The 24,653-nt window shown below is 64.5% G+C and carries 22 protein-coding genes; 11 read left to right on the top strand and 11 right to left on the bottom strand.

Annotation, left to right across the window (positions count from 1 at the left end):
- Positions 1–22 precede the first annotated feature (22 nt).
- The 4 genes from ASB57_RS10470 to ASB57_RS10455 form a co-directional block, all read right to left on the bottom strand.
- On the bottom strand, positions 23–1,030 hold the full coding sequence (locus ASB57_RS10470) for a tripartite tricarboxylate transporter substrate binding protein (protein ID WP_057652182.1): 1,008 nt from the start codon (positions 1,028–1,030) through the stop codon (positions 23–25).
- A 113-nt stretch (positions 1,031–1,143) separates the two neighbouring features.
- Positions 1,144–2,601: an aldehyde dehydrogenase family protein gene (locus tag ASB57_RS10465; protein ID WP_057652181.1), complete on the bottom strand. Its 1,458-nt coding sequence runs from the start codon at positions 2,599–2,601 to the stop codon at positions 1,144–1,146.
- Positions 2,602–2,664: 63 nt separating this feature from the next.
- Complete coding sequence (locus ASB57_RS10460; protein WP_057652180.1) at positions 2,665–4,275, bottom strand: GMC family oxidoreductase; 1,611 nt, start codon at positions 4,273–4,275, stop codon at positions 2,665–2,667.
- Positions 4,276–4,422: 147 nt separating this feature from the next.
- Positions 4,423–5,340 carry a LysR substrate-binding domain-containing protein gene (locus ASB57_RS10455; RefSeq protein ID WP_082621513.1) on the bottom strand — a complete coding sequence of 306 codons (918 nt, stop codon included), beginning with the start codon at positions 5,338–5,340 and terminating at the stop codon, positions 4,423–4,425.
- 134 nt (positions 5,341–5,474) lie between these two features.
- Here ASB57_RS10455 and ASB57_RS10450 point away from each other — a divergent pair, with 134 nt between their 5' ends.
- The 6 genes from ASB57_RS10450 (at position 5,475) to ASB57_RS10425 (ending at position 12,526) form a co-directional block, all read left to right on the top strand.
- Positions 5,475–6,869, top strand: a complete 1,395-nt coding sequence (locus ASB57_RS10450) for an MmgE/PrpD family protein (protein WP_231755388.1) — start codon at positions 5,475–5,477, stop codon at positions 6,867–6,869.
- 54 nt (positions 6,870–6,923) lie between these two features.
- The gene (locus tag ASB57_RS10445) at positions 6,924–7,931 is read left to right on the top strand and encodes a tripartite tricarboxylate transporter substrate binding protein (protein ID WP_057652178.1); all 1,008 of its coding nucleotides are present in this window, start codon (positions 6,924–6,926) and stop codon (positions 7,929–7,931) included.
- 93 nt (positions 7,932–8,024) lie between these two features.
- Positions 8,025–9,689 (top strand): amidase family protein, encoded by a 1,665-nt coding sequence (locus ASB57_RS10440; protein WP_082621512.1) that lies wholly within the window; start codon positions 8,025–8,027, stop codon positions 9,687–9,689.
- Between the two features lie 11 nt (positions 9,690–9,700).
- Positions 9,701–10,813 carry an FAD-binding oxidoreductase gene (locus ASB57_RS10435; protein ID WP_057652176.1) on the top strand — a complete coding sequence of 371 codons (1,113 nt, stop codon included), beginning with the start codon at positions 9,701–9,703 and terminating at the stop codon, positions 10,811–10,813.
- On the top strand, positions 10,797–11,108 hold the full coding sequence (locus ASB57_RS10430) for a (2Fe-2S)-binding protein (RefSeq protein ID WP_057652175.1): 312 nt from the start codon (positions 10,797–10,799) through the stop codon (positions 11,106–11,108). The genes ASB57_RS10435 and ASB57_RS10430 overlap by 17 nt, the downstream gene beginning before the upstream one ends.
- Positions 11,105–12,526, top strand: coding sequence for an FAD-dependent oxidoreductase (locus ASB57_RS10425; protein WP_057652174.1), 1,422 nt, complete (start codon positions 11,105–11,107; stop codon positions 12,524–12,526). Before ASB57_RS10430 ends, ASB57_RS10425 begins: the two co-directional genes overlap by 4 nt.
- Positions 12,527–12,593: 67 nt before the next feature.
- On the opposite strand, the gene ASB57_RS10420 is transcribed toward ASB57_RS10425, so the two are convergent.
- Genes ASB57_RS10420 through ASB57_RS10410 form a run of 3 tightly spaced genes read right to left on the bottom strand, consistent with a single transcriptional unit; the run spans position 12,594 to position 14,938 of the window.
- Positions 12,594–13,475 (bottom strand): NRDE family protein, encoded by an 882-nt coding sequence (locus tag ASB57_RS10420; RefSeq protein WP_057652173.1) that lies wholly within the window; start codon positions 13,473–13,475, stop codon positions 12,594–12,596.
- 38 nt (positions 13,476–13,513) lie between these two features.
- On the bottom strand, positions 13,514–14,062 hold the full coding sequence (locus tag ASB57_RS10415; RefSeq protein WP_082621511.1) for a YbaK/prolyl-tRNA synthetase associated domain-containing protein: 549 nt from the start codon (positions 14,060–14,062) through the stop codon (positions 13,514–13,516).
- Between the two features lie 42 nt (positions 14,063–14,104).
- Positions 14,105–14,938: an oxidoreductase gene (locus ASB57_RS10410; RefSeq protein ID WP_057652172.1), complete on the bottom strand. Its 834-nt coding sequence runs from the start codon at positions 14,936–14,938 to the stop codon at positions 14,105–14,107.
- Positions 14,939–15,096: 158 nt separating this feature from the next.
- Between ASB57_RS10410 and ASB57_RS10405 the strand changes: the two genes are divergently transcribed.
- The 3 genes from ASB57_RS10405 to ASB57_RS10395 all read left to right on the top strand — a co-directional run bounded on the left by ASB57_RS10405 (position 15,097) and on the right by ASB57_RS10395 (position 17,381).
- On the top strand, positions 15,097–16,008 hold the full coding sequence (locus ASB57_RS10405; protein WP_057656059.1) for an AraC family transcriptional regulator: 912 nt from the start codon (positions 15,097–15,099) through the stop codon (positions 16,006–16,008).
- 146 nt (positions 16,009–16,154) lie between these two features.
- Entirely contained in the window at positions 16,155–16,757 is a 603-nt protein-coding gene (locus ASB57_RS10400; protein ID WP_057652171.1) for a nitrile hydratase subunit alpha, read from the top strand.
- Between the two features lie 9 nt (positions 16,758–16,766).
- Complete coding sequence (locus tag ASB57_RS10395) at positions 16,767–17,381, top strand: SH3-like domain-containing protein (RefSeq protein WP_057652170.1); 615 nt, start codon at positions 16,767–16,769, stop codon at positions 17,379–17,381.
- Between the two features lie 11 nt (positions 17,382–17,392).
- Here the strand turns inward: ASB57_RS10395 and ASB57_RS10390 are convergent, their stop codons facing one another.
- From ASB57_RS10390 to ASB57_RS10380, 3 genes are all read right to left on the bottom strand, one after another.
- A complete protein-coding gene (locus tag ASB57_RS10390; RefSeq protein WP_057652169.1) occupies positions 17,393–18,391 on the bottom strand; it encodes an aldo/keto reductase in 999 nt (332 codons plus the stop codon).
- 108 nt (positions 18,392–18,499) lie between these two features.
- Positions 18,500–20,098: a glycerol-3-phosphate dehydrogenase/oxidase gene (locus ASB57_RS10385; RefSeq protein WP_057652168.1), complete on the bottom strand. Its 1,599-nt coding sequence runs from the start codon at positions 20,096–20,098 to the stop codon at positions 18,500–18,502.
- Positions 20,095–20,913 carry a DeoR/GlpR family DNA-binding transcription regulator gene (locus ASB57_RS10380; RefSeq protein WP_057652167.1) on the bottom strand — a complete coding sequence of 273 codons (819 nt, stop codon included), beginning with the start codon at positions 20,911–20,913 and terminating at the stop codon, positions 20,095–20,097. Before ASB57_RS10380 ends, ASB57_RS10385 begins: the two co-directional genes overlap by 4 nt.
- A gap of 300 nt (positions 20,914–21,213) precedes the next feature.
- Between ASB57_RS10380 and ASB57_RS10375 the strand changes: the two genes are divergently transcribed.
- Both ASB57_RS10375 and ASB57_RS10370 read left to right on the top strand, forming a co-directional pair.
- Complete coding sequence (locus tag ASB57_RS10375) at positions 21,214–22,392, top strand: M20 aminoacylase family protein (RefSeq protein ID WP_057652166.1); 1,179 nt, start codon at positions 21,214–21,216, stop codon at positions 22,390–22,392.
- A gap of 70 nt (positions 22,393–22,462) precedes the next feature.
- Positions 22,463–23,437: a tripartite tricarboxylate transporter substrate binding protein gene (locus ASB57_RS10370; RefSeq protein ID WP_057652165.1), complete on the top strand. Its 975-nt coding sequence runs from the start codon at positions 22,463–22,465 to the stop codon at positions 23,435–23,437.
- Between the two features lie 21 nt (positions 23,438–23,458).
- On the opposite strand, the gene ASB57_RS10365 is transcribed toward ASB57_RS10370, so the two are convergent.
- Positions 23,459–24,478: a CorA family divalent cation transporter gene (locus ASB57_RS10365; RefSeq protein WP_057652164.1), complete on the bottom strand. Its 1,020-nt coding sequence runs from the start codon at positions 24,476–24,478 to the stop codon at positions 23,459–23,461.
- Positions 24,479–24,653: the final 175 nt, after the last annotated feature.

The following is a 24,653-nucleotide window of genomic DNA, read 5'->3' as shown; positions in this document are numbered from 1 at the left end:
GCGTCCTTGATCGGGCTTTACATCACTCCGGCTTCACGCCCGCGTCGGTCAACAGCTTGTGCCAGCGCGTCACTTCATCGGCCAGCAGTTTCTGCGAACCATCCAGGCTGCGGTGTTCGGCGACGGGCACGGTCACGCCCATTTCCTTGTAGCGTTGCAGCAGCTCAGGCCGGGTCAGGGTCTTGTTGATGGCCGCATTCAGCTTTTCCACCACGTCGGACGGCACACCTTTCTTCACCAACATCATGTTCCAGATCACGTACTTGAGATCCTTGTGCGAGGTCTCGCTGGCGGCGGGCACATTGGGCAGCACGCTGACGCGTTCCTCGGCCAGCACCATCAGCCCCTTGATCTTGCCGGTCGAGATCGAGCCGACCGCGGTGCTGCTGCTTTCCACGGTGTAGTCGATCTGGCCTGCCATGACGTCGGACGTGGCTTGCGCGGCGCCGCGGTAGTGCACTGGCGTCACATTGATACCCAGTTTCGCATTGAGCAGCATGCCGCCCAGGAACGCGCCGGAGCCGATGCCGGCATCGCCGAAGTTCATCTTCGCGGCATTGGCCTTGGCATAGGCGGCGAACTCATCGAAATTCGATGCCGGGAAATTGGACCGCACCGACAGCACTTGCGGCGCGTCGCCGACCGATGCCAGCGGCGTGAAGTCCTTGATGATGTCGTAGGGCAGGGTCTTGTAGACCGACGCATTGGCAGCCAGCGTGCCGACGTTGCCGAGCAGCAGCGTATAGCCGTCCGTCGTGCCGCGCGCGACGCGGGACTGTCCCACCGTGCCGCCGGCGCCGGGGTAGTTTTCGACGATGATGGTCTGCTTCAATTCCTTGGACAGGTTGTCGGCGATGGTGCGCGCCAGCACGTCCGTGGCGCCGCCGGCGGTATAGGGGACCACCAGGCTGATGGGCCGCTCGGGATAGGCGCCGGCGTGGGCGGCGACGGCGAAGGCCATGCCGATGGCGGCAACGCCGGCACGAAGCAGGCGGCCCGGGCGATTATTGTTGTTTTGCTTGCTGTTCATTTTATGTGTCTCCTTGGTTTTAAAAATATATGCCGGACGTTCGCGACGGCAAGCCGCTGCCGTCGCGCCCCGGATGTGGTGCGATTGCTTCTTTCCTGATGTGGACGGTTTGTTTAAGCGGGGTCGTTCAGCGAGAACGTCACGATCTTTTCGTCCGTCATGTCGCGGATGGCGTATTTCGGCCCCTCGAAGCCGTAGCCGCTGTCCTTGACGCCGCCATAAGGCATGCCGTCGTTGCGCGAGCTGGACGTCTCGTTGACGTGCAGGCCGCCGACGCGCAGTTGGCGCGCCATGTAGAAGGCGGTGTTGACATCGTTGGTGAAGACACCAGCTGCCAGGCCGTAGGGCGTGGCGTTGATGCTTTCGATGACTTCGGACACCTTGTCGAAGGGCAGCAGCGTGACCACCGGGGCGAAGATTTCCTGGTCGACCACTTTCATGCCCACGCGCACGTCGGCCAGAATGGTCGGCTGCAGCACGGACTTGTCGCGCTTGCCGCCGGCGACGACGCGCGCGCCCATGGCGACGGCTTCATTCACCCACGACTCGGCGCGGATGGCTTCCTTTTCGGCGATCATGGGGCCGACGTCGATGCCGGCGGCGCGCGGGTCGCCGCTCTTGAGCGCGCGCGTGGCTTGTTCCAGCCGCGCCGTGACCTCTTCGATGCGGGACTTGGCCACATACAGGCGTTGGATCGACGTGCAGACCTGGCCTGCCTTGCGGAAGGTGGCGCGCAGGATGCGCGGCAGCGCCAGTTCGATATCGGCGTCGTCGCAGATCACGGTGCAGGCGATGCTGCCCAGCTCCAGCTGGGTACGGCGGCGGCCGGCCTTCTGCTGGATGATGCGGCCCACGCGGGTGCTGCCCGTGAAGGTGTAGAAATTGATGTCCTGTTCGTCCAGCAGCCATTCGCCGGCCTCGGCGCCTTCGCCCTGGATCAGGGACAGCAGTTCGGCGGGCCAGCCGGCTTCAAGCAGCACGTCGCAGATCAGGCTGGCCGTCAGGGGCGTGTAGCCGGACGGCTTGAGGATCACCGCGTTACCTGCCGCGATGGCCGGCGCGATCTTGTGCAGCAGGGCGTTGAACGGGGCATTGAAGGGGGTGATGGCGCAGACGATGCCGACCGGCGTGCGCAGCGTGAAGGCGATGCGGTCCTTCTGGCCCGGATTGCCGTCCATGGGGATCATTTCGCCGCAGATGCGCTTGGCTTCTTCGGCGGAGATTTCCAGGGTGTCCAGGCCGCGGGCGATCTCATTGGTCGTTTCGGCGGCCGTGAAGCCGGCTTCCAGGGCCATGATGTCGACGAACTGCTGCTTGCGGGACTGGATGATCTCCGCCGCCTTGCGCAGGATGCGCGCGCGTTCGTAGCCGTCCGGCACTTTCTTCAGGTTTGCGCGCGCGGTGGTCACGGCCCGCTGGATATTGGCGTGGGAGGTCTGGTCGACCTGGGCGATGGCCGCGCCGGAAAAGCGGTCATGGACGGTGAAGGTGGCGCCGCTGCTGACGCGCTCGCCGGCGATCAGGCTGAGCGGGGAAACGGCTTTGAGAATCTCGGTGGCGTTCTGGGACATTGTCTATCTCCTGTGATTTGAATGAGGGGGTGGCGGTGCTGTGCGCGGCTGGCTGTCGCGGCGCTAGGCTGCTTGATTCGCCAGGATCAGGTCCGCGGCCTTCTCGCCTATCATCAGACTGGCCGCCAGGGTGTTGGCCGACGGGACTTGCGGCATGATGGACGCGTCGGCGATACGCAGGTTTTCCAGGCCATGGACGCGCAGCGTGGCGTCCACCACGGCCATGGGGTCTTCGCGGCGACCCATCTTGCAGGTGCCCACCATGTGATAGCCGGTCGTGCCTTTCTGCCTGGCGTAATCCAGCCATTCGTCGTCGCTGGTGACGTCCTTGCCCGGTTGCAGCTCCTGCACCAGGTAGGGGGCCATGGCCGATGTCGCCATCAGCTGACGCGCGAGCTTCAGCGCTTCAACGACGGTGCGCTGGTCCAGTTCGTGGTCGAGGAAATTCGGCTGGACCAGGGGGGCCGACAAGGGATCATTCGACTGGATGTGGACGTAGCCACTGCTTTCCGGCCGCTGCTGGCGGGCGCCGGTGCTCATGCCCGGCAGGTCGTCGAGTACGTAATTACTGCCGGGCTTGTAGCTGGCCGGGGTGAAGAGCACCTGGATGTCGCCGCGGTTGGGGCTGTAGCGGGTACTCCAGAAGACGTGCACCATCGACGGGCTCAGGCTGAGGATGCTGGGCTTGCCCATGAACCAGCGCATGACTTCGCGGCCCAGGCGCCAGCCTTTGGACAGCTCGTTCAGCGTGGTGACCGACTTCGCGCGGGAAATGCTGCGCACGGTGTAGTGGTCGCGGAAGTTGGCGCCCACGCCGGCCAGGGCGTGCTTGACCGTAATGCCGTGTTGCGCGAGCAGGGCTTGCGGGCCGATGCCGGAAAGCTGCAGGAGCTTGGGCGAGTTGACGGCGCCCGCGCTGATGATTACCTCGTGGTTGGCGTAGAGCGTGTGCGTGACACCGTTGCGGGTGTATTTCACGCCGATGGCGCGCTTGCCTTCGAAGAGGATTTCCGAGACCAGGGCTTCGGACTTGAGCGTGACCCGGCCGGTCTTGATGGCGGGGCGCAGGAAGGCGTCGGAGCAATTGACGCGCTTGTTCTTGTAGATATAGCGCTGGAAATAGCCGGCGCCGGTTTGTTCTTCGCCGTTGTAGTCCGGGTTGACGGGGATGCCGGACTCTTCACAGCCCTTGATGAAGGCGTCGCACAGGGGCGATGTCCAGTCGGGGTTGGTGATGGGGAGTTCGCCCGCCGTGCCACGGAAGGTGGGGTCGGCGGGGCCCAGGCGGCGTTCGGAGCGTTTGAAGTAGGGCAGGACGTCGGCGTAGCCCCAGCCGGGATTGCCCCATTTTTCCCAGTCGTCGAAGTCTTCGCGCTGACCGCGTGAGTAGACCAGGCCGTTGACCGAGCTGGATCCGCCCACCACGCGGCCTTGCGGCATGGCGATCTTGCGGTTGTGGGTGGCGGGGGCGGGTTCCGTCTGGAGATTCCAGGTGATCTTGCCGCCGTAGAGGGTTTTGACGAAACCGGCGGGGACACGGATGAAGAAGTCCTTGTCCTCACAGCCGGCTTCCAGGACGCAGATACTGCGGTGGGTGCGTTCGCTCAGGCGCCTGGCGATGACCGAGCCTGCCGGGCCTGAGCCGACGATTATGTAGTCTACGTATTCATTCATTTGCCCTGCGCGGTGCCTCCGGAAATGCTTTTATTTGATTTCCGGGTAGGCTAAGGGGGCGGATATATTCAAACAATCAATATTTTTGTATGGATATACATTGAGTTTTTTGATGTGATGGTGCGCTCCCTAGGGCCGCCTGCCTCGTCAGGAGTGTGCGTATTCCGGGGTTAAAGCCTGCATCTGCGTGGCCAGCAGATGCTGGAATTCGTCAGCCAACGCCATGGGGACGGCGTTCTCCGGCCGCATGCACGCGTATTGGGACTGCAGGCGCTCCTCAAGCGGTCGCTGCACGATGTGAGCATCATCCCCTGGCATGGGCGTCCATGCCGACACCAGGCCGATACCCGCCCCTTCCGCGACCAACGCACACACCAACGGCGAGGTCGGCGTCTCCGCGACTACGTCAGGCGTAATGCCCTGGCGATTGAACGCATCGTCGATCTGGTAGCGCAGATAGCTTTGCGGGGAGGGCAGCACGAGCCGCTCACCGTCCAGGTCGCGCAAGGCGATCCGCTTTTGTCCAGCAAGCCTGTGACGGGCCGGCAAGACTGCAACGATGTTGCTGGCCGGCAAAGGCTGCACGCTTACCCCGGACTTGGACATCGGCAATTCGACCACGCCGATATCGAACTGCCTGGTCGCCACCAGTTCCGCAATCTGCGTCGAGGGCAAGGTCTGCACGAAGACCCGAACCTTCGGGCGCGTTTGCAGGAAGAGCGCGATCACCTTGGGTATGAACCATTGCGCCAGCGCGGGCAGGGTCGCCACGCGCAGCGCACCGGCGCGGTGATGGCCGATGTCGTAGGCCACCTGCGTGATCCGATCGATGCCGGCATAAAGCTGTTCCACCTCCCGATACAGGGCTTCGGCTTCCGACGTCGGCACCAGTCGCCGCCCTTTGCGCTGGAACAAGGCATACCCCAGCCGCAGTTCCAGCAGCGCGATCGTGCGGCTGACGCCAGGCTGCGTCACATTCAGCAGCTTGGCCCCACCCACGACGCTGCCGGAAATCATGACCGCCCGGAATGCCTCGATATGGCGCATGTTTATTTCGATTTTCATCTATACCTCAAAGACATAAGCAGGAGTCGTTTCTTCACTATTTTTCAGAAATTGGCCCGCCTATCATTCGAAAAACTGCAAGAAACACGCAGGAAAAGCCACCAATGGCTCGCCCATGATGCCGACGAAAAAATATGCTGACAAGTAATGTTCCAGGGATTCCAGGGGCCGAGCCCGCCGCCGCGCCAGCCGCCGGTATGGGCTTGCGGCTTGGCGAGTATGTCGCCGGCATGGCAGCTCGCGACCTCGATGCGCGGACCATGGAGGCAACATGGCGTTGCCTTCTGGACGCGCTTGCCAGCGCGGCTGCCGCGGCGGACCTGCCCGCCGTGCAAGCGGCGCAAGCGACCGGGCTGGCCTTGTATGGAGCAGGCCGGTCTTCGCTGTGGTTCACGGGCAAGACGGGTAGCGCTGCCGCGGCGTCATTCGCCAACAGCGCGGCAACGGCCGCGCTCGACCTGGACGATGGCTATCGTCAGGCGCGCGGGCATCCAGGCGCGGCAGTAATTCCCACCGTGCTGTCCCTGGCGGACGAGCTACCCGGGCACACTGTCCAAGATCTGTTGACGGCAGTTGTTGTCGGCTACGAGGTGGGCCTGCGTCTGGCCATGTCCAGACCTGCCTATGCCCCGTCGGGCGCCTGGTCCGGCTACGCCGTGGTGGCAGCGGCCGGAAAGATGCTGGGCCTGCATCCCGGTGTTATCGCGCATGCCTTGGCGATCGCGGCCCAGACGGCTCCCGCCTTGCCTGCCCTGGCCGGCCTTGCAGGCTCCGACGTGAAGGAAGGCATTCCGGCTGGTGTCGCCGCCGGGTGGACGGCGCTACGCCTGGCCATGGCCGGATACGCCGGCCCGCTCGCCGTGCTCGATGACAGGCGGCTTTTCGACCCGGACGTCCTGCTGCACGGCCTGGGTAAAACGCCTCTGATCCAGGGGGTGTACTTCAAGCCTTTCGGATGCTGCCGCCATATCCATGCGCCACTGGAAGGGTGGTTGCATCTGCAGGCCGCGCACGGCCTGCATGCGCGGGATATTGCAGACATGCAGGTCCGCACCTATCGCGCCACCTTCAACCTGGCCAACAGTGCGACCCCCAGCACGCTGGTGGAGGCGCAGTACAGCGTTCCCTATTGCCTGGGTTTGTGCGCGGTACATGGCGGCGACGCCTTGCTTCCGCTGGAAGGAAGTCACCTCGGCGATGCGACCGTACGCGAGCTGGCGGCACGGATCACGGTGATACACGACGCCGATATCGAGCCGCTTTTTCCAGCACGTTCACCGGCCAGCGTGACCATCACGCTTCGCAACGGCCAGCGTCTGGCATCGCCGGTCATGGATCCGCGGGGAGATCCCGCCACGCCGATGGCATGGGGCGACCTGGAACGCAAGTTTCGCGTGGCCACCCGGTGCGGATTGTCTTCGGCTCGGCAGCAGGCGGTTCTCGATGCCATTGCCGGATTGCGCAATGGCGATAGCGATAGCGGACCGTTGTTACGCACGCTGGGCCTGCCGGGTCGGACAGTGGCGTGACGAGCGCGACGAATACAGCAATCACTCACAACAACACAGCAAGGGATAGGCACCATGAACCACACGACCAACGATATGAACCGTCGCCGGCGCGCGCTGCTGCGTTCGAGCCTGGTGTTCGGCGCCTTGACGGTGACTGGAACCAGCATGGCCCAGGATTTCCCCATCAAGCCCATCCGACTCATCGTGCCGGCGCCGCCGGGCGGGGGCACGGACGCGATGGCAAGGCTGATGGCCAACGCCTTGGCTGAGTCCGTCAAATGGAACGTCATCGCCGAGAATCGGCCCGGGGGCGGCGGGAATATCGGCTTCGACCAGACCTTTCGCGCGGGGCCGGACGGCTACACCCTGGCTCTGGGCGAATCCAGCAACATGATCGTCAACGAGTTTCTCTATCACCGAATTCCGTACAACATCGAGAAGGACATGCAGCCCATTGCCTTGCTCGCCAAGGTGCCGCTGGTCCTGATCACGTCCGTCAATGGACCCTATGACAGCGTGGAAAAACTCGTGGCGGCAGGCAAGAAAGCGACGGTTTCGTTTGCCTCCTCCGGCAACGGCACCTTGGCGCATCTGGTCGGCGAACTGTGGAAGCGCCAGGCTGGCCTCAATATGCTGCACGTCCCGTACCGCGGCGCGGCGCCGGCCATGACGGACCTGATCGGTGGCCAGGTCGATATGTTCTTTGCCTCGGTACCGGTGGCGCTGCCCATGATCCAGGGCGGCAAGGTGCGCGCGCTGGCGGTGACGGCGCCGGAACGCCTGAGCACCTTGAAAGATGTGCCGACGATGGCGCAGGCCGGCTTTCGAGGCATGGAAGCCAGTGTCGTGTTCGGTCTGGTCGGGCCAGCGGGAATTTCCGCCGGGGTCGCGAGCGAGATCAACGCGCAAGTGAACAAGGCGATGCAAAGCTCCGCGGTCGCCAAGCAACTGCTGGTCATGGGTGTGGACCGCACGCCCGGCACTTTCGGTGGCGACCCCGCGTCCTTTGCCGCGCTGTTGCGCGAGGAGCGCGCCAAATGGGCGCCCGTGGTCAAGGCGTCGGGCGCGCAGGTCGATTAGCAAGGGGCGTCACGACGTCCAACGATCCCGTTCACTCTCCCGCTCCCGTTCCCAATCCCGTTCATACATTCCTGATCACCAGGAGGTTGCGCCATGCATCCTAAGCCGACCCTCGTTCCCACTTACGCCTTGTTCCGGCCCCGTGCCCGTCCGCTGCCCCTTCGCTTCGCGGCAAGCGCAATGCTGCTTGCCTGCTTCCACATGCCCGCATGGGCGTCCGCCATGTCGCAAGACAAGATCGTCGCGATGAGTCTTCCGGAGTTGCGCGTGGCGCTGGATTCCGGCGCGTTGAGTGCCGAGGCGCTGGTGGGCGCTTATCTGGCGCGCATCGACGCCGGCGATCGTCTCGAACGAGGGCCCCATGCCGTCATTCAGGTCAACTCACATGCCATGGAGCAGGCGAAGGCCTGGGACGCTCAACGTGCCCAGCCCGGCGCGGGCAATTCCGGCGCGCCGCTGGCCGGCATTCCGTTCCTGGCAAAGGACAACTACGACGCCGCGGGCATGCCCACAACGGGCGGCTCGCTTGCATTGCGCACGTCGACACCGGCAACGAACGCGTTCGTCATCCAGCGCCTGCTGGACCAGGGGGCCATTCTGCTGGGCAAGACCAACCTGTCCGAATTGGCGGCTTCCTACGGCTGGTATGGGTATAGCTCGGTAGGCGGTCAGACCCTGAATCCATACAACCCGCTACGGACCGCGGATGGCTCCAGCAGCGGTTCTGCCGCTGCCGTCGCCGAGCAGTTCGCGCCTTTCGCGCTGGGCACCGATACGACCGGTTCCATACGTGCGCCAGCCAGCGTGACCGCGATGGTGGGGATGCGGACAACCATGGGGCTGGTGAGCCGCTCCGGGATCATTCCCATGTCGCTTACGTCGGACGTGGCGGGCGCGATCACGCGCAGCGTGGAGGATCAGGCCATCGTGCTCGACGCGATCCAGGGCGAGGACAAGCAAGACGGCTCGACGGTGGGCGCCGCGAGCACCCCGGCAAGCCTGGCCACCGGCCTTGCCGGCGCCAGTCTTGCAGGCAAGTCGATTGCCGTGGTGGACAACTTCGACGGCGGCAGCCCCGATGTGGACGACGTCAAGCGCCAGGCTGTCGCATCGATGGAGAAGGCCGGCGCCCGCATCACCCATGTTCGCCTTTCCGGTGACTTCGCCACTTTGCAGGCCGATCTGCTGGGTCCGATCGGCCTCGCGGAATTCCGTCCGCAGTTCGATGCCTACCTGGCAACCTTGCCAGCCGACCAGCCCCATGATCTGCCGGCGTTCCTGCGAGTGCTGGACGGTCTGACCGGAAAGGGCAGCAAGGTGATCAACCCCGGCCGCTACAAAGGGCTGGTGGAGAACCTGGAGACCCGTACAACGGATTCGCCGGCGTACATCAAAATGCTCAGTGTCGTGATTCCCGACTTGAAGCGCCGGCTGCTTGCCGTGATGGACCAAGGCGGCTATGACGCGCTGGTCTTCCCGACGATCGCGTGCACGGCACCCGTTGTTCCGGGCAAGGCCGATGCCACCTTCGTGTGCAAGTCCTACGCCTACGCCGCCGGGAAGATCTCATCGGCGACCGGTTTTCCCGAGGTCACCGTGAACGGGGGCTGGGCGCCGGGCAATATGCCTGTCGGGATTTCTTTCCTTGGCCGGCCGGGCGACGACGCGCGCCTGCTGGCCTTGGCTGCCGCGTTCGAGCGTGGTGACGCCGGTACCGCCGCCAGGTTGGCGCGCGAGCGCAACATCAAGCCGCAATAAGGCCTTGGGATATGCAAGCCGATTTCGATACCTTGGTCGTGGGCGGCGGCGTGGTGGGTCTGTCCGTCGCTTACGGGCTGGTCCGTGCTGGCGATACCGTTTGCGTGCTGGATGGCCAGGACGACGCGTTGCGCGCGTCGCGCGGGAATTTCGGCCTGATCTGGGTGCAAGGGAAGGGCCTGGGCAATCCCGACTACGCGCATTGGACCATGCAGGCGGCGCAACGTTGGGGCGCGTTCGCGGCCGATCTGGAAGCGCTGACTGGCGTCGATGTCGAGTTGCGCCAACCCGGTGGCCTGACGGTGGGCGTCGATGACGATGCCTTGACTGCTTCAAGCCGGAAGCTCGATGCACTGGGAACCGCGCTGGGTATCGCCTACCCCTACGAGAGACTGGACCTGCAGGCCCTGCGTGAACGAATTCCCGAAATTGGACCCGCTGTCGCGGGCGCCATTTATTGCCCGCTTGATGGTCACGTGAGCCCGCTTCGTACCTTGCGGGCGCTGACGCAAGGCTTCCGTGCCCTGGGCGGGCGGCATGAATCCGGCGTGCAGGTTCAGCAGATCGAGTGCCTGGATAGTGCTTTCCGGGTCCAGGCAGGCGATCGCCGCTATCACGCGCGCCGCGTCGTACTGGCGGCGGGGCTGTCGAACCAGGCGCTGGCCTTGCAAGTGGGACTCGACATTCCCGTGAAACCCATACGCGGGCAGTTGCTGGTGAGCGAGCGCGTTGCGCCTTTCCTGAACTACCCATGCCACGACGTACGGCAGACCGGTGAGGGCGTGGTGCAGATCGGCGGCTCCAAGGAGGACGTTGGCGTCGACGATGGCACGACGATCGAAGTCATGGCGCGCATCGCGGCGCACGCGGTGCGCTGTTTTCCCTTGCTGTCCGACGTGAACATGGTGCGAACGTGGGGCGCCTTGCGGGTGATGAGCCCGGATGGCTATCCCATTTATCAGGAGTCGGCGCGCTGTCCGGGAGCGTTCGCGGTGACGTGCCACAGCGGCATCACGCTGGCGCCCGTGCATGCAGGTCCCTTGGCGGACTGGATACGGACAGGAGTTCGGCCTATGCATATAGAGAGTTTCAAGGCGGATCGCTTTCATGTTCAAACCCATTGATTCCCGCGCCGCCAGGCAGCTTCCGACGGTGGCCATCCATATCGATGGCCGGGCCGTGCGGGTCGCAGCGGGCCAACCCTTGGCCACGGCTTTGCTGGCGGAGGATGCGCTGCCTTTACGCTATACGGCGGTTTCCGGCGCGCCGCGCGCGCCTCTTTGTCTGATGGGCGTCTGCTTCGAATGCCTGGTGGAAGTCGACGGCAGGCGCAACGTGCAGTCCTGCATGGTCGAAGTGCGCGAGGGGATGCAGGTCAGGCGTCTTAACGGTGCGCCGCGAGCAGGGGGCATGGTATGAGCGCCTATACGCATGATCTTGTGATCATCGGTGCAGGGCCGGCGGGCATGTCAGCCGCCGTCACGGCGCGGCAGCAGGGCCTGAGCGTGGTCGTGCTGGACGAACAGCCGCGCCCCGGTGGGCAGGTCTATCGCGACGTGACGAAGGCGTCGCCAGCCGTGGCCCGCTTGCTCGGGCCGGCATACCGGTACGGCAATGCGCTCGCACGGCGTTATGCGGATTCAGGCGCGGAAGTGCGGCCGGGTTCGCTGGTATGGGATATCGCACAGGACCTGACGGTGACTGCCCAGCAGGCAAATCTATCCTTCAGCGTGCGGGCGCCTCAGCTGCTGATCGCCAGCGGGGCCATGGAGCATCCGTCTCCGTTGCCAGGCTGGACTCTTCCTGGCGTGATGAACGCGGGCGCGGCGCAGATCGCGATGAAGACATCCGCAAGCATTCCGGATGGGCGCGCCGTCCTGGTGGGGGGCGGACCGTTGCTATTGCTCGTGGCGTGCCAGCTGTTGCGGGCCGGTGGGCGGATCGCCGGTATCGTGGATACCATGCCGGCGGGCAACCGTGGTGCCGCGCTACCGCACCTGCCGGCAGCGCTGGGCGCGCCCGCGATGCTGGCGAAGGGTCTGGGGATGCTTGGGACGCTGTGGCGTGCCGGCGTGCCCGTGTTCCGGCGGGCCGAAGACGTGAGGATGGAGGAAGCGGACGGCAGTCGACGGGTCGGCGCGGTCTCGTTTTCCAGCGAGGGAAGGCGCCAGCGCCTGGATGCCGATGTCGTGCTGTTGCACCATGGCGTGGTGCCGAACACGCAGATCACGCGTCTGCTCCGTGTGGCGCATCAATGGAGCGATAGTCAAGGGTGTTGGCATCCTGCCGTGGACGCATGGGGGGAAACCTCCTTGCCCGGCTGCCGCGTGGCGGGGGATGGCGCCGCCATCGCGGGGGCGCTCGCGGCGGAGGCTAGCGGTGCGATTGCCGCATTGGGCGCCGCCGTGGCAGTCGGCCGGCTGGAGACGGGGAAGGCAGCGACGCTTGCCGGTCCGTGGCGAGCGCGTTTGTCGCGGCAATCGCGGATTCGTCCTTTCCTGGATGCCTTGTACCGGCCTCCGGCGTGGTTGATCGATTGCGCCGACGATACTTTGGTGTGCCGCTGCGAAGAAGTGACCGCCGGCCAGGTGAGGGAAATGGCGCGGCTGGGTTGCCAGGGACCGAATCAGACAAAATTCTTCAGCCGCTGCGGCATGGGGCCTTGCCAGGGACGCATGTGCGGCCTGACGGTTACGCAAATCCTGGCGCGGTCAGTGGGGCGCGACCCGGCGGATGTGGGGGCTTATCGAATTCGGGCACCTTTGAAGCCGGTGACCCTTGGCTCCGTGGCGGCATTGGCCGAGCCGGACAGGATCACGCTTCCGCCTGCCGGATAGCGACGATTCACGGCTCGCCGGCACGTGCGCCGCCGCGAGTGGCGCTGCGGATGCCGCTGCGAATGCGTTAGCGGGCAAGGTGGACGGGGTAGCGGAGGTCTACGTCGCCGAGGGCGGTGCCGTCGGGGGCGAAGCGGCGTTCATGCAAGAGGCAGTGTTGGGCCGACAAGGCCATGACGCTGGAGCTGCGGGTGCCGTAGACAGGATCGACGATGAAAGGGCTGCTCAGGAAGCGTTCGCGGTCCAGACCTATGCCGGTGTCGGGCAGCTCAGCATCCGGCGCGACCGAGCGATCGGCCAGGGCCAGCAGCAGTCCCTCAATGTCCAACGGGGCGAATTCTTGCGGCCAACGCTCAGCATCCGCAAGCGAACCCCCGTGCAGCAAGCGTTCAGCGTCCGGTGGCGTACGCTGTCGCAGCAAGCGTTCAGCATCCTCCCGCGAACCCTCCCGCAGCAAGCGCGTAAACGCCGCCTTGGTGCGGGCCAGCTTGGGCCACGGCGTGTCCAGCAAATGATTCGATAAGGCATAGATCCCGGGCGGCAAGGCCCGGGCCGGTGCGCCCCGGTTGCTGCAATACCAGGCACCGGAAAGATCCCCAACGATCAGGTTGTAGCCGTTGTACCGCTCCCCGACCGCATCGACACGCGCCGCATACGTCGCGGGCGTCTCATCACCCCGCAGGAAGTCCCCGACCAGATCCCCCCGCGAAGGGGCATCCGGCAACACCCGCATGGGATCACGGAAGTTCGTCACCAAGGCATAGCGCCCGCCGCGCGTCATCCCCATCCAGGTTCCCCCAGACTTCAAGTCGCGCCCCGCGACGATGTCCGACCCGTCGTCCCACGGCGCGGCCGGCGCGGTAGGCCGCGCGTGATACTCATCACGATTCGCGGCGATCAGCACCGGCAGATGCGGAAGTTCATGCAGGGCGAGGACGGCAAGGCACATGGGAATCAGCGATATGAGGTCACGTTCAACCGTGGCGTTTACGGGGTACCGACGCTACCTGCGGAACCGGCATCCGCCGTCTCTTCATCTGCATCATCAACCGCCTGTTCCGACGTGAACGACGCCGTCTTCGGCGTGACCAGCCGCAGATAATCATCCGCCCGCATCAATATCGACGAATCCAGCCGTCCAGCGTTGAAGACGATCTCTTCATAGCGCTGCCCCAGCGTGCTGTCCACCAGCAGCTCCAGCTCCGCGTTAAACGAAAAGGGCGGAATCGCGCCTATCTCGCAACCCGTCAGCTCACGCGCCAGATCCCGCGACGCCAACGACGCTTTCTTGCCGCCATATGCTTCGGCAATCGCATCGAGTTTCGCCTGGCGGTCGGCCGGAAAAACCGCCAACACATTGGCCCGCTTGGTCGAGGATATCTTTACCCGGCAGACGAGGGCCTTGGCGCCTTGCCCAACCGCGGTGCCGCGTATCGCGGCGACCGCTTCGGACCGGCCCTCGGCCGCGTGCTGTAGCAGTTTGTAGGTGATGCCCTGTTCATCGAGCAGCGCGCGCAATTGATCGTGGACTTCCATTTGGCAGACGTATGAATAAGCAGACGCGCTACCTTAACCGATTCAGCCATCCGTCGACCGGCTGACCGTTTCCCAGGCATCGATTTCCGCGGCCATGTCCGTCAGCTTGCCGCGCACCAGCGCCAAGGCGTCGCTGCCCAACAGCAGATGCACGGGTGGTTTATCGCTACCGATCACATCCAGCATGGCCCGCGCCGCCTTGGCCGGGTCCCCCAGCTGCTTGCCGTTCTTCTCCTCCCGCGCCTTGCGGATGGGTTCGAACAGCGCGTCGTAGTCCGGTATCGACCGCGGCGTCCGCACCATGGACCGTCCAGCCCAGTCCGTGCGGAATGATCCCGGCGCGACGGCGGTCACCGCGATGCCCAGTGGCCCGACCTCCTTGCTCAATACCTCGGAAATTCCTTCCAACGCGAACTTGCTGCCGCAGTAGTAGGCAATCCCCGGCATGGTGATGAAGCCACCCATGGACGTGATATTCAGGATATGGCCGCGGCGGCGCGCCCGCATGAACGGCAGCACGGCTTTCATCATGGCTACCGCGCCGAAGACATTGACGTCGAATTGCCGCCGCATCTCGTCCAAGGGCGATTCCTCCAGCACCCCTTCGTGCCCGTAGCCGGCGTTATTGACAAGCACGTCGATGGGGCCGACTTCGGCCTCGATGCCGGCGACCACCTTGGGTACCGCATCGACGTCGGTCACGTCCAGGATGCGGCCATGTGCGAGACCCGGCGCCAGCGCCTCGAACTCAGCCAGGACCGACGCACCCCGCACGGTGCCGATCACGCGGTGGCCGTCAGCCAGCGCCTGCTGGGCCAGGGCGCGGCCAAAGCCGCTGCTGACGCCGGTGATGAGGATGGTTTTGTTGGAAGTCATGCGAATCTCCTGATGGAAAATTTCCGAAGAACCTGCATAATATTCAGGCGCCGTGGGATTTCTAAGGCGTATTTTTCTATTATTTATGCCTAATCCTATGAGTCTCAAAATTGCCTAAGCATGTCGGACCCGACCAGGACGCGCACGCGCAGCAACGCATGACCGCCTTGCTGCGCGCGCTGGCCCCGCAAGAGGGCTACAACCTGACGTCGCTGCCCAGTGTCCGCATCCTGCGTTCGGATCGTGCGTTATCCCGCACGCCGGTGCTGTACGACCCTGGCGTCGTCATCGTCTGCCAGGGCCGCAAGCGCGGCTATTTTGGCGACCAGGTCTATGTTTACGACGAGCAGCATTACCTGGCCGTGGCGGTGCCCGTTCCCTTCACCATGGAAACCGACGCCACGCCGGAGCATCCCTTACTGGCCATCTACCTGCATCTGGATTTCCAGCTGGCGACGGAACTGACGATCCAGATCGACAGGCTGGGCAGGCCCATGCGCGATGACACGCCGCAAAGCATGTTCTCCAGTCCCATGGATGAAAACCTGCGCGGTTCGGTCTTGCGTTTTCTTGAAGTCATGAACCGTCCGCTCGACGCGGCGGTGCTCGGCCCCGCGCTGTTGCGCGAGGTGTATTTCCGCATCCTGACGGGATCGCAAGGCGATGCCCTGCGCGCGGCCCTGGCCATGCAGGGTCGCTTCGGCAAGATAGGCAAGGCGCTGCGGCACATCCATGCCCATTACGCCCAGGATCTGGACCTCGCCGTGCTGGCGGGGGAGGCCGGCATGAGCGTGCCCAGCTTCCACACCCATTTCAAGGCCATCACGCGGGCGTCGCCGATGCAGTACGTAAAGTCGACCCGCCTGCATCAGGCGCGGCTGTTGATGGTGCGCCAGGACATGACCGTGGAAGCGGCCTGCAACGCCGTCGGCTATGCGAGCCCGTCCCAGTTCAACCGGGAATTCAAACGCCTGTTCGGCAGCACGCCGGCGGCGGAGACCCGCCGCATGCGGGAAAGCTTCGCCGTGCCGCCCGCGCATGCGGGGTCGGAATTTGTCTCTTCGCATTAAATAGTCCCCTGGAGCGCCGGCCTGTCGATCCGAAGCGCTGCCGATCGCCAGCATGGATAGAATGATGCTGGCTGACTAACATGCATGACGATGCGGAGCCCGCGCCGTCATGGAAGGCCGGCGCATCCTGTTTCCTGGAGAGTGAGATGACTGCACATATGCCGCGGCGCGTCGATGCGCTGACTGACCTGGTCGATTCCCAGGGTTTGCTTACGCCGACGACGGTGTCGGATTACGAGCATTTCGTCGACGAACAATGGCTGCCCAGCAATGGGGCACGCCTGTGCGCGAAGGCCTGGACCGACCCTGAATTCAAGCAGCGCCTGCTGAAAGACGGCAAGGCCGCTGCCGCCGAGCTGGGCATGGCCATGCCCGAGCATCACGGCAGCCTGGTGGTGCTGGAGAACACTCCCTCGGTGCATAACGTGATCTGTTGCACGCTCTGTTCCTGTACGGCGTTCACGATCATCGGCATGCCTCCGGGCTGGTATAAGGACCTGGACTACCGCGCGCGCGTCGTCCGTGAAGCCCGCAGCGTGCTCAGGGAATTGGGCTTGGACCTGCCCGAAAACATGGCCATCCGGGTCTGGGACACAACGGCGGACACGCGCTATATGGTGCTGCCCTTGCGCCCCGAGAATAGCGAAGACTGGACGGTCGAGCAGCTTGCGGCAAGCGTGACGCAAGACGCGCTGATCGGTGTGGCACGCCTGGAGCAGGCATTCAATCAAACCGCTCAGCCGCGGTAAGGAGGCATCATGGATGGAGTACATGATCTCGGCGGCCGCCAGGGCTTCGGTCCGGTCAGTGCCGACGATTCAGAGTCCTTTCACGAGGCGTGGGAGAAGAAGATCAATGCCGTCAGCGGGCGCCTGGTGGGACAGCATGTGTACAACATGGACGAGTACCGGCACGCGATCGAGCGCATGGATCCGCGCCATTACGTCAGCGCTTCGTATTACGAGCGTGTCTTCACCGCGGTAGCGACGTTACTGGTCGAGAAGGGCGTGATCAAGGCCGAGGAACTGAACGAGCTGGCGGGCGAGGCCGTGCCTTTGTCACGTGCCGCCAAGCCGGGCCGTGCCGGCGCGGACGACCTGCCCGAGCTGGCCATCGGCGATACCGTACGCGTGCGCAACGATTTCGTTGGTGGTCATGTGCGCATGCCTGCCTATATCCGTGGCAAGACGGGCACGATCGTTGGCGTTTCGCCGCTTTATCCCTTTCCGGATGCGGCGGCGCATGGCATCGAGGCCGCCAGGCAGCGCACTTACGACGTCCGTTTCGACAGCCAGCATCTGTGGCCGGATGCCGCCGAGAGGGCGGACATCCATGTCGGCGTCTTTCATGGCTACCTGGAAAAGGCAGGCTGATCGCCCAGGCTTTACCGCACCGAATCCCCGTAGCGATACTCATGCGTCAGCTTGTCCAGCTGTGCCTTGAGATCCGCGTCCAGCTTGTAGTCCACCGCGGCGAGCGTTTCGTCCAGTTGTTCAGGCTTGCTGGCGCCCAGCAGCGGCGCGGTGATCAAGGGATTGGCCAGCACCCAGGCCAGCGCCAGGCGGGTCAAAGGCACGCCGGCCTGGTCGGCCAGTTTGCCAAGCTGCGCCACGGACTCGAACGCACGGTCGTTCCAGTAGCGGTCCTGGTAGCGTCCGCCGGCGGTGCCCAAGGTGAAGCGGGTGCCCTCGGGCGGCGGGTTGCCGGCCTTGTGCTTGCCGGTCAACATGCCACCGGCCAGCGGGTTGTAGGGGATCACGGCCAGCTGCTCGGCTTCGCAGAGCGGCAGCAGCTCGCGTTCGATCTCGCGGAACAACAGGCTGTAGCGCGGTTGCACGCTGACGAAACGCGTCAGCCGCAGGAAGTCCGCACGGCCCAGCGCGGTAGCCAGGCGCCACGCAAGAAAGTTGGACACGCCCACATAGCGCGCGCGGCCCGATTTCACGATGACGTCCAGCGCTTCGATGGTTTCATCGAGCGGGGTATTGTCGTCGTCGGAATGCAGCTGATACAGGTCGACGTAGTCCGTCTGCAGACGCTTCAAGGACAGGTCGATGGCGTCGAGAAGATGCTTGCGCGACGCGCCTTTGTCCCAATCGTTGGGACCCGTCACGCCAACGGCCTTGGTGGCGACGATGTATTGCTGGCGCCGGCCCTGCAGCCAGCGGCCGACGATTTCTTCGGTGCGTCCTACGGTTTCCTGGGTGCCGCCCAAGGGGTAGACATCCGCGGTGTCGAGGAAGTTGATGCCGCCGTCGGTGGCTTTGTCGAGAATACGTTTGGCCACCGATTCTTCGGTCTGCAAGCCGAAGGTCATGGTGCCCAGTGCCAGGCGGGATACTTTCAGGCCGGTGCGGCCGAATTGGATCTTGGGTATAGCCATCGCGCACATCTCCAGAGCATGTGCGGCCGAAGCCGCGGGACGCGGATGATTCTACGCCCCGCTTACTGACGAAAAGCTATTAGCTTGTAAGCGCCCAAGCCCGCGGGCTCAATCCAATTGGTACTGCGCGGCCGTGACAGCGAAGGCCTGGATGCTCTTGTTCTGCCAGGCCTCGTCGCGATTCAGTTCTTCGGCCAGGATGCGCGCGACTTCCGGCGCGGCATCCAGGGCCGCGCGGCTGTCCAGGAACAATGCACGATTGCGCCGCGCCAGTACGTCTTCCACGCAACGCGCCAGTTCGCTGCGGGCTGCATAACGCACGTGCGCCTCGGTCAAGCCGCTGGCGGCCACCAGCATGCGGTCGGCGCCGGGCAGCGCCCGCACGGCGGACAGGTCGGAGCCGTAGTACGCGTCCGTCGATGTCGGGGTGTTCTGCGCCGGCATCATGCCGGCCGCGCCATGCAAGGGCAGGTTCTGGGTCTGGCAATTGGCATGCGGCAGCATCTGCTCGCGCAACACCGTATCCATCACGTCCTGGGCCATGCGTCGATAGGTGGTCCATTTACCCCCGGTGACAGTGACCAGGCCGCCGTCGGACACCAGGATGGTGTGCTCGCGCGACAGCGACTTGGTATTGCCCACGCCGGTGGCCTTCACCAGCGGACGCAGGCCCGACCACACGCTGGTTACATCCGCGCGGGTAGGCTGGCGGTTCAGATAGCGCCCCGCCGTGGCCAGGATGAAATCGACGTCCGAGCGGGCCGCATCGGGTTCCAGCGGCAGATCGGTGCGCGCGGTATCGGTGGTGCCCACGATGGTGTGGCCGTTCCACGGCACCACGAACAAAACGCGCCCGTCGTCCGTCTTCGGGATGAGGATGGCGCGGTTGCCGGGCAGGAATTCACGCGGCAGGGTCAGGTGCACACCCTGGCTGGGCGCCACCATGACGGGCGCCTTGCGATCTTCCATATGGCGGACTTCATCGACCCACACGCCCGTGGCGTTGATGACGCAGCGCGCGCGCAGCATCAGTTCGGCGCCATTCAGACGATCCCGGGCGAGGACGCCGTCGACCTTGCCCTTGCTTTGCGACAGACCCGTCACGCGCAGATAGTTGACCGCCAGGCCGCCCAGGTCGAACAGGGTGCGCATCAGGCTGATGGCCAGGCGCGCGTCGTCGAACTGGCCGTCGAAATAACGCACACCGCCGCGCAGCGCGTGGCCGCCGACGCTTGCGGCCAGGGTCGGCGCTTCTTCCAGCGTGCTGCGCCGGGACAGCAGGCGGCTCGGCTGCAGATTCAGGCGGCCGGCCAGCATGTCGTACATTTTCAGGCCGATGCCGTAGAAGGGCTGGTCCAGCAGGCTGTAGGCCGGCACCACGAAACCCAGCGGCCAGACCACGTGCGGCGCGTTGCGCGCCAGCAGGCCGCGCTCGTGCAGGGCTTCTCGCACCAGGCTGATGTTGCCTTGGGCCAGATAGCGGACGCCGCCGTGCACCAGCTTGGTGGCCTTGCTCGACGTGCCCTTGGCGAAGTCTTCGCCTTCCACCAGCAGGGTACGGTAGCCACGCGCCGCGGCGTCCACCGCGGTGCCCAGGCCGGTGGCGCCGCCGCCGATGACGATCACATCCCAGGGTTCGACAGTGTCCAGTTGCGCCAGGATGCGGTCGCGCGACGGGGGAGTGATGGGCTTGGGATTGATGTTCATGGCAGGACGGAAAGCACGTTGGTTGTTGCACGGGCGGCGTCATCGGCCGGGGCGCTGGCGATTTCACAGCGCACGCCGGCTTGCTTGATCACGCGGGCCAGGGGTGCTTGCGGCGGCTGGTCGGTGTAGAAACGGTGGACCTGGGAGATATTGGCCAGCTCCACCAGCGCCTGGCGCTGGTATTTGCTGTTGTCGGCGGTGAGCCAGACTTCGCGCGACTGCGCCATGATGGTGCGTGCCACGCTGACTTCGCGCAGGTCGTAATCGCGCAGAGTGCCATCGGCTTCCAGGCCGGAGATGCCGATCACGCCGATGTCCACCTTGAAGCGGCGGATGAATTCGATGGTGGCTTCGCCGATGATGCCGCGGTCGCCGGGACGCATGGTGCCGCCGGCGATGATGACTTCGCAATCCGGGTTGGGCGACAGGATGTCGGCGACGTTCAGATTGTTGGTGATGACGCGCAGGCCACGATGCTGGGTCAGCGCGCGGGCCACGGCTTCGGTGGTGGTCCCAAGATTCAGGATCAGCGAGCAGCCTTCCGGGATGTGGCGGGCCACGGCGACGCCGATGCGGCGCTTGGCGTCGGCATGCAGGGCCTGGCGTTGCTGGTAGGCGATGTTCTCGGTGGTCGATGCTTCGACGCGAACCCCGCCATGGAAGCGGGCCAGCAGGCCTTCCTGGGCCAGCAGGTTGACGTCGCGCCGCACGGTTTGCAGGGTGACGCCGAAGCGCTGGGCCAACGATTCGATCGTGGCCGCGCCGCTTTCGCGGACGGCGTCGATCAGGGCGGATTGGCGGGGATTAAGGGTCATGGGGTCGATCATAAAGCAACAAAAACGAAAAAGAAAGATCGACGTTTGAGTTCGTTATTGTTCGTTTTGGGGATTGCGGCCCGCAACTGCGGGTTCTTGCCGTGGGGCGGCGGATCTGGGCGGCCCCAAATAACAGGGAAATATTTGCGCCGCAGCAATACAAGCTCCACGTCATGGAAGCCCGTAAAACCAGGGGATAACCCCGATCGGAGCGCATTCAATTCGCCGTCAACTGCGTGTGATAATCCCCATCAATTAATGGGGACATTTAATAAACAAGTCAGACAGGGACAAGAAGAAGTGATCGAACTCGGTAATCTGGAAGACATCGTCGCCATCCGCCGCGACCTCCACGCGCACCCCGAAACGGCATACGAGGAAGTGCGCACGGCCAAGGTCGTCGCGGACTATCTGACGGAATGCGGTATCGAGGTCCACACGGGCATCGCCAAGACCGGCGTGGTCGGCGTGCTCAAGTGCGGCACGTCGGACAAGGCCATCATGCTGCGCGCCGACATGGACGCATTGCCGATGCCCGAGGACAACGATTTCGAACACAAATCCCAGGTTCCAGGAAAAATGCACGGCTGCGGCCATGACGGCCACACCGCCATGTTGTTAGCCGCCGCAAAGCATTTGAAACTGGCGGGCGGCTTCGACGGGACGGTGTATTTCGTGTTCCAGCCGGCTGAAGAGAACGGCGGCGCCGGCGCCCGCGCCATGATGAAAGAAGGGCTGTTCGAACGCTTCCCCGCCCAAGCCATCTTCGGCATCCATAACTGGCCAGGCATGCCGGCCGGCAGCTTCAACGTCTGCGCGGGTCCGCTGATGGCGTCCGCCAATGCCTTCAAGATCACCATCACCGGTCGCGGCGGCCATGCCGCGGCACCGCAGGATTGCGCCGATCCCGTGCCCGCGCTGTTCGCCATCGGTACCGCCATCCAGACCATCCTCACCCGCAACAAGCGCCCCCTCGACGCCGCGGTGATCTCCATCACCCAGGTGCAGGCCGGCAACAACGCCACCAACATCATCCCCGGCAGCGTCTGGCTGGGCGGATCCATCCGTGCCTACAGCGCCGACGTGGTCGACCTGATCGAACGCCGCCTCAATGAAATCGCCGCGCCCATCGCCGCCGCGCACGGTTGCCAGGCGGACGTCTATTTCGAACGCCGCTATCCCGCGCTCATCAATTCGCAGGCCGAAACCGACTTCTGCCTGGATGTCATGCGCGAAGTCGTCGGTGAAAAGAATACGCACGTGGTCGACCCCGTCATGGCGTCGGAGGACTTCGCTTTCTTCCTGCAGGACAAGCCCGGCTGCTATGTCTTCCTGGGCGCGGGGGAGGGCGAGCACCGCCACACTGGCCATGGGCTGGGACCGTGTGCGCTGCATAACGGCAGCTACGACTTCAACGACAACCTCATTCCCGTCGGCGCCTCGTATTGGATCCGGCTGGTGCAGCGGTACCTCGCGTGAACACCACGCGCTGAGCATTACCCCCGCGGCAGTCGGCCGTGGGGCGCCACTCTTTGATCAGTAGATAACCATGAACAAGATGATGACGTGGGGAAAAGTCCTGGGCGCGATGACCCTGGCCGCGGCCGCTTCGACGGCTCATGCGCAGGCGGCCTGGCCAGGCAAGGTGGTCACGCTGGTCGTGCCCTATACCGCCGGCGGCACCGCGGACACGCTGGCACGTGGCCTGGGTGAAGCCTTGCGCGCCACCGGGGCGACGGTCATCGTCGAAAACAAGCCGGGCGCGGGCGCCAGCCTGGGCACGGATTTCGTGGCGCGCGCCAAGCCGGACGGCAACACGCTGCTGCTGGCGTCGACCAGCCCCATCACCATCTTCCCCAACCTGACGAGCACGCCCTACGACCCCATCAAAGGCCTGACGCCGATCGCCAGCGTCGGCGTGGGTCCCGTGGCCATCGTCGCGACCAAGGCGTTGAAGGTCGATGACTTCGCCGGGCTGGTCGCGTACGCCAAGAACAATCCCGGCAAGGTCACCTTCGGTGTGCCGGGCCTGGGTTCGGTGGCCCACCTGGGCATGGCCGCGTTGAACAAGCAGGCCGGCATCAAGATGATGCAGGTGCCGTATCGCGGCGGCAGCCAGGCGCTGCCGGACGGCCTGTCCGGCGTGGTGGATCTGCTGGTGCTCAATACCGACGTGCTGCTGCCGCATGTCGCGTCGGGCGCGCTGAAGCCGCTGGCGGTGATGGCGCCGACGCGTCTGGAAGCCTGGCCCAAGGTGCCGACGATGGCTGAGCTCAACCTGCCCAAGATCCAGTACTTCTCGAACTTCGGCTTGTTCGCGCCGGCCAATATGACGCCGGAAGTCGCGCAGGCGCTGCAAGCGGCGATCGACAAGGCCATCGTCACGCCGCAGTACCAGGAAATGTTGAAGAAATACTATCTGCAGCCGGGCACGGGCACGGGTGAGGCCTTCAAGAAACAGGTCAAGGACGAGTACGAAAGCAACAAGCGCCTGATCAAGGAAGAAGACATCCGCATGGAATAAGCCGCGCGGGGCGTGGCGGCATTACCAGAGTCGTAATCGTTTCAGAAATACCAGCGTCCCCAGGCCCAGCGCCACCATGCCACCGAGGATCCACCAGAAGGCCCCCGGTGTCTGCAAGCCTGGCAGGTCGGCCACGTTCATTCCGAAAATCCCGGACAGGAGCGTGGCCGGCATCAGCATCGCGGTCAGCACGGACAGCACCAGCAGATTGCGGTTCATCTCTTCCGACATCTGCGCCGCGATTTCTTCCTGCAGCAGCTTGGCCCGTTCGTACAGGGCATCGATGGCCGCGGACAGATGACTCAGCGTGTCGACACCCTGGGCCAGATGATCCAGGGCCTCGGCTTCGGCCCAGGCCTGGCGCATGGCGGGCAGGCGTCCCAACATGTGACGCTCCGGGTGGACCTGGCGCCGCAGCTCGGCCAGCTGCCGCCGCACCGCGCTAAGCGCGCCACGGTCGCGCTCGCGCCGGTCGGACAGGACGGATGACTCGATATCGTCGACGTCATCGGTCAAGCTTTCCAGGCGCGCGGCATAGCCTTCGCCCAGGCATTCCAGCAGATCGCCGAACAAGGCCGTGGTGCAGCCGTAGCCGCGTCCGTCTTCGACCCGGCGGCGCAGGCGGTCGGTGGATTGCAACGCCCGCGTGCGCACCGTGATCAACAGGCCGTCATTCAAAAAGAAATGCAGCACGCCTTTTTCGGCGTCCTCGGCCTCGGCGTCCATTTTCAGGTCCACCAGCAGGCCATGGACGCCATCCTCGGACATGTGCAGACAGGGACGGGTGTCGCGGCCGGCCAGGAAGGCGCGCGCTTCCTCCGGCACATCCGCGCCGTGTTCCAGCCAATCCTGGATGCGGCTGTCCGCCGTTTTGGCGTGTATCCAGTGGAAAGTCCCGTCCTGCGCCGGCGGGGCGCTCTGGACTTCATGCCAACTGAGCCGGGCAGGGGCTTGATTGGCTTGGAAACGGAAGGCGCATATCAGTCCGCCAGGGCCGGCGGAAAGGGAAAGCAGCCGGCTTTGAGCGGCAGGCAGAGTCATAAGGTGGGATATTCAGAAATAATTCGCACGGGGGGGAGCATGCAGGTGCGACACCAATAGCCCGGTGTGATGACAATTTCGTGACGAGTTGCCTTAAATTGACACCAAAATGCCGTCCGATGGCGTCTATCCTCGCGGGCACGCCCGCCCGGGAAATCGACTTTCGAGTCTGGTT

Source organism: Bordetella sp. N, assembly GCF_001433395.1.
Taxonomy (GTDB): domain Bacteria; phylum Pseudomonadota; class Gammaproteobacteria; order Burkholderiales; family Burkholderiaceae_B; genus Bordetella_C.
This window is presented reverse-complemented; position numbering and strand designations above follow the sequence as displayed.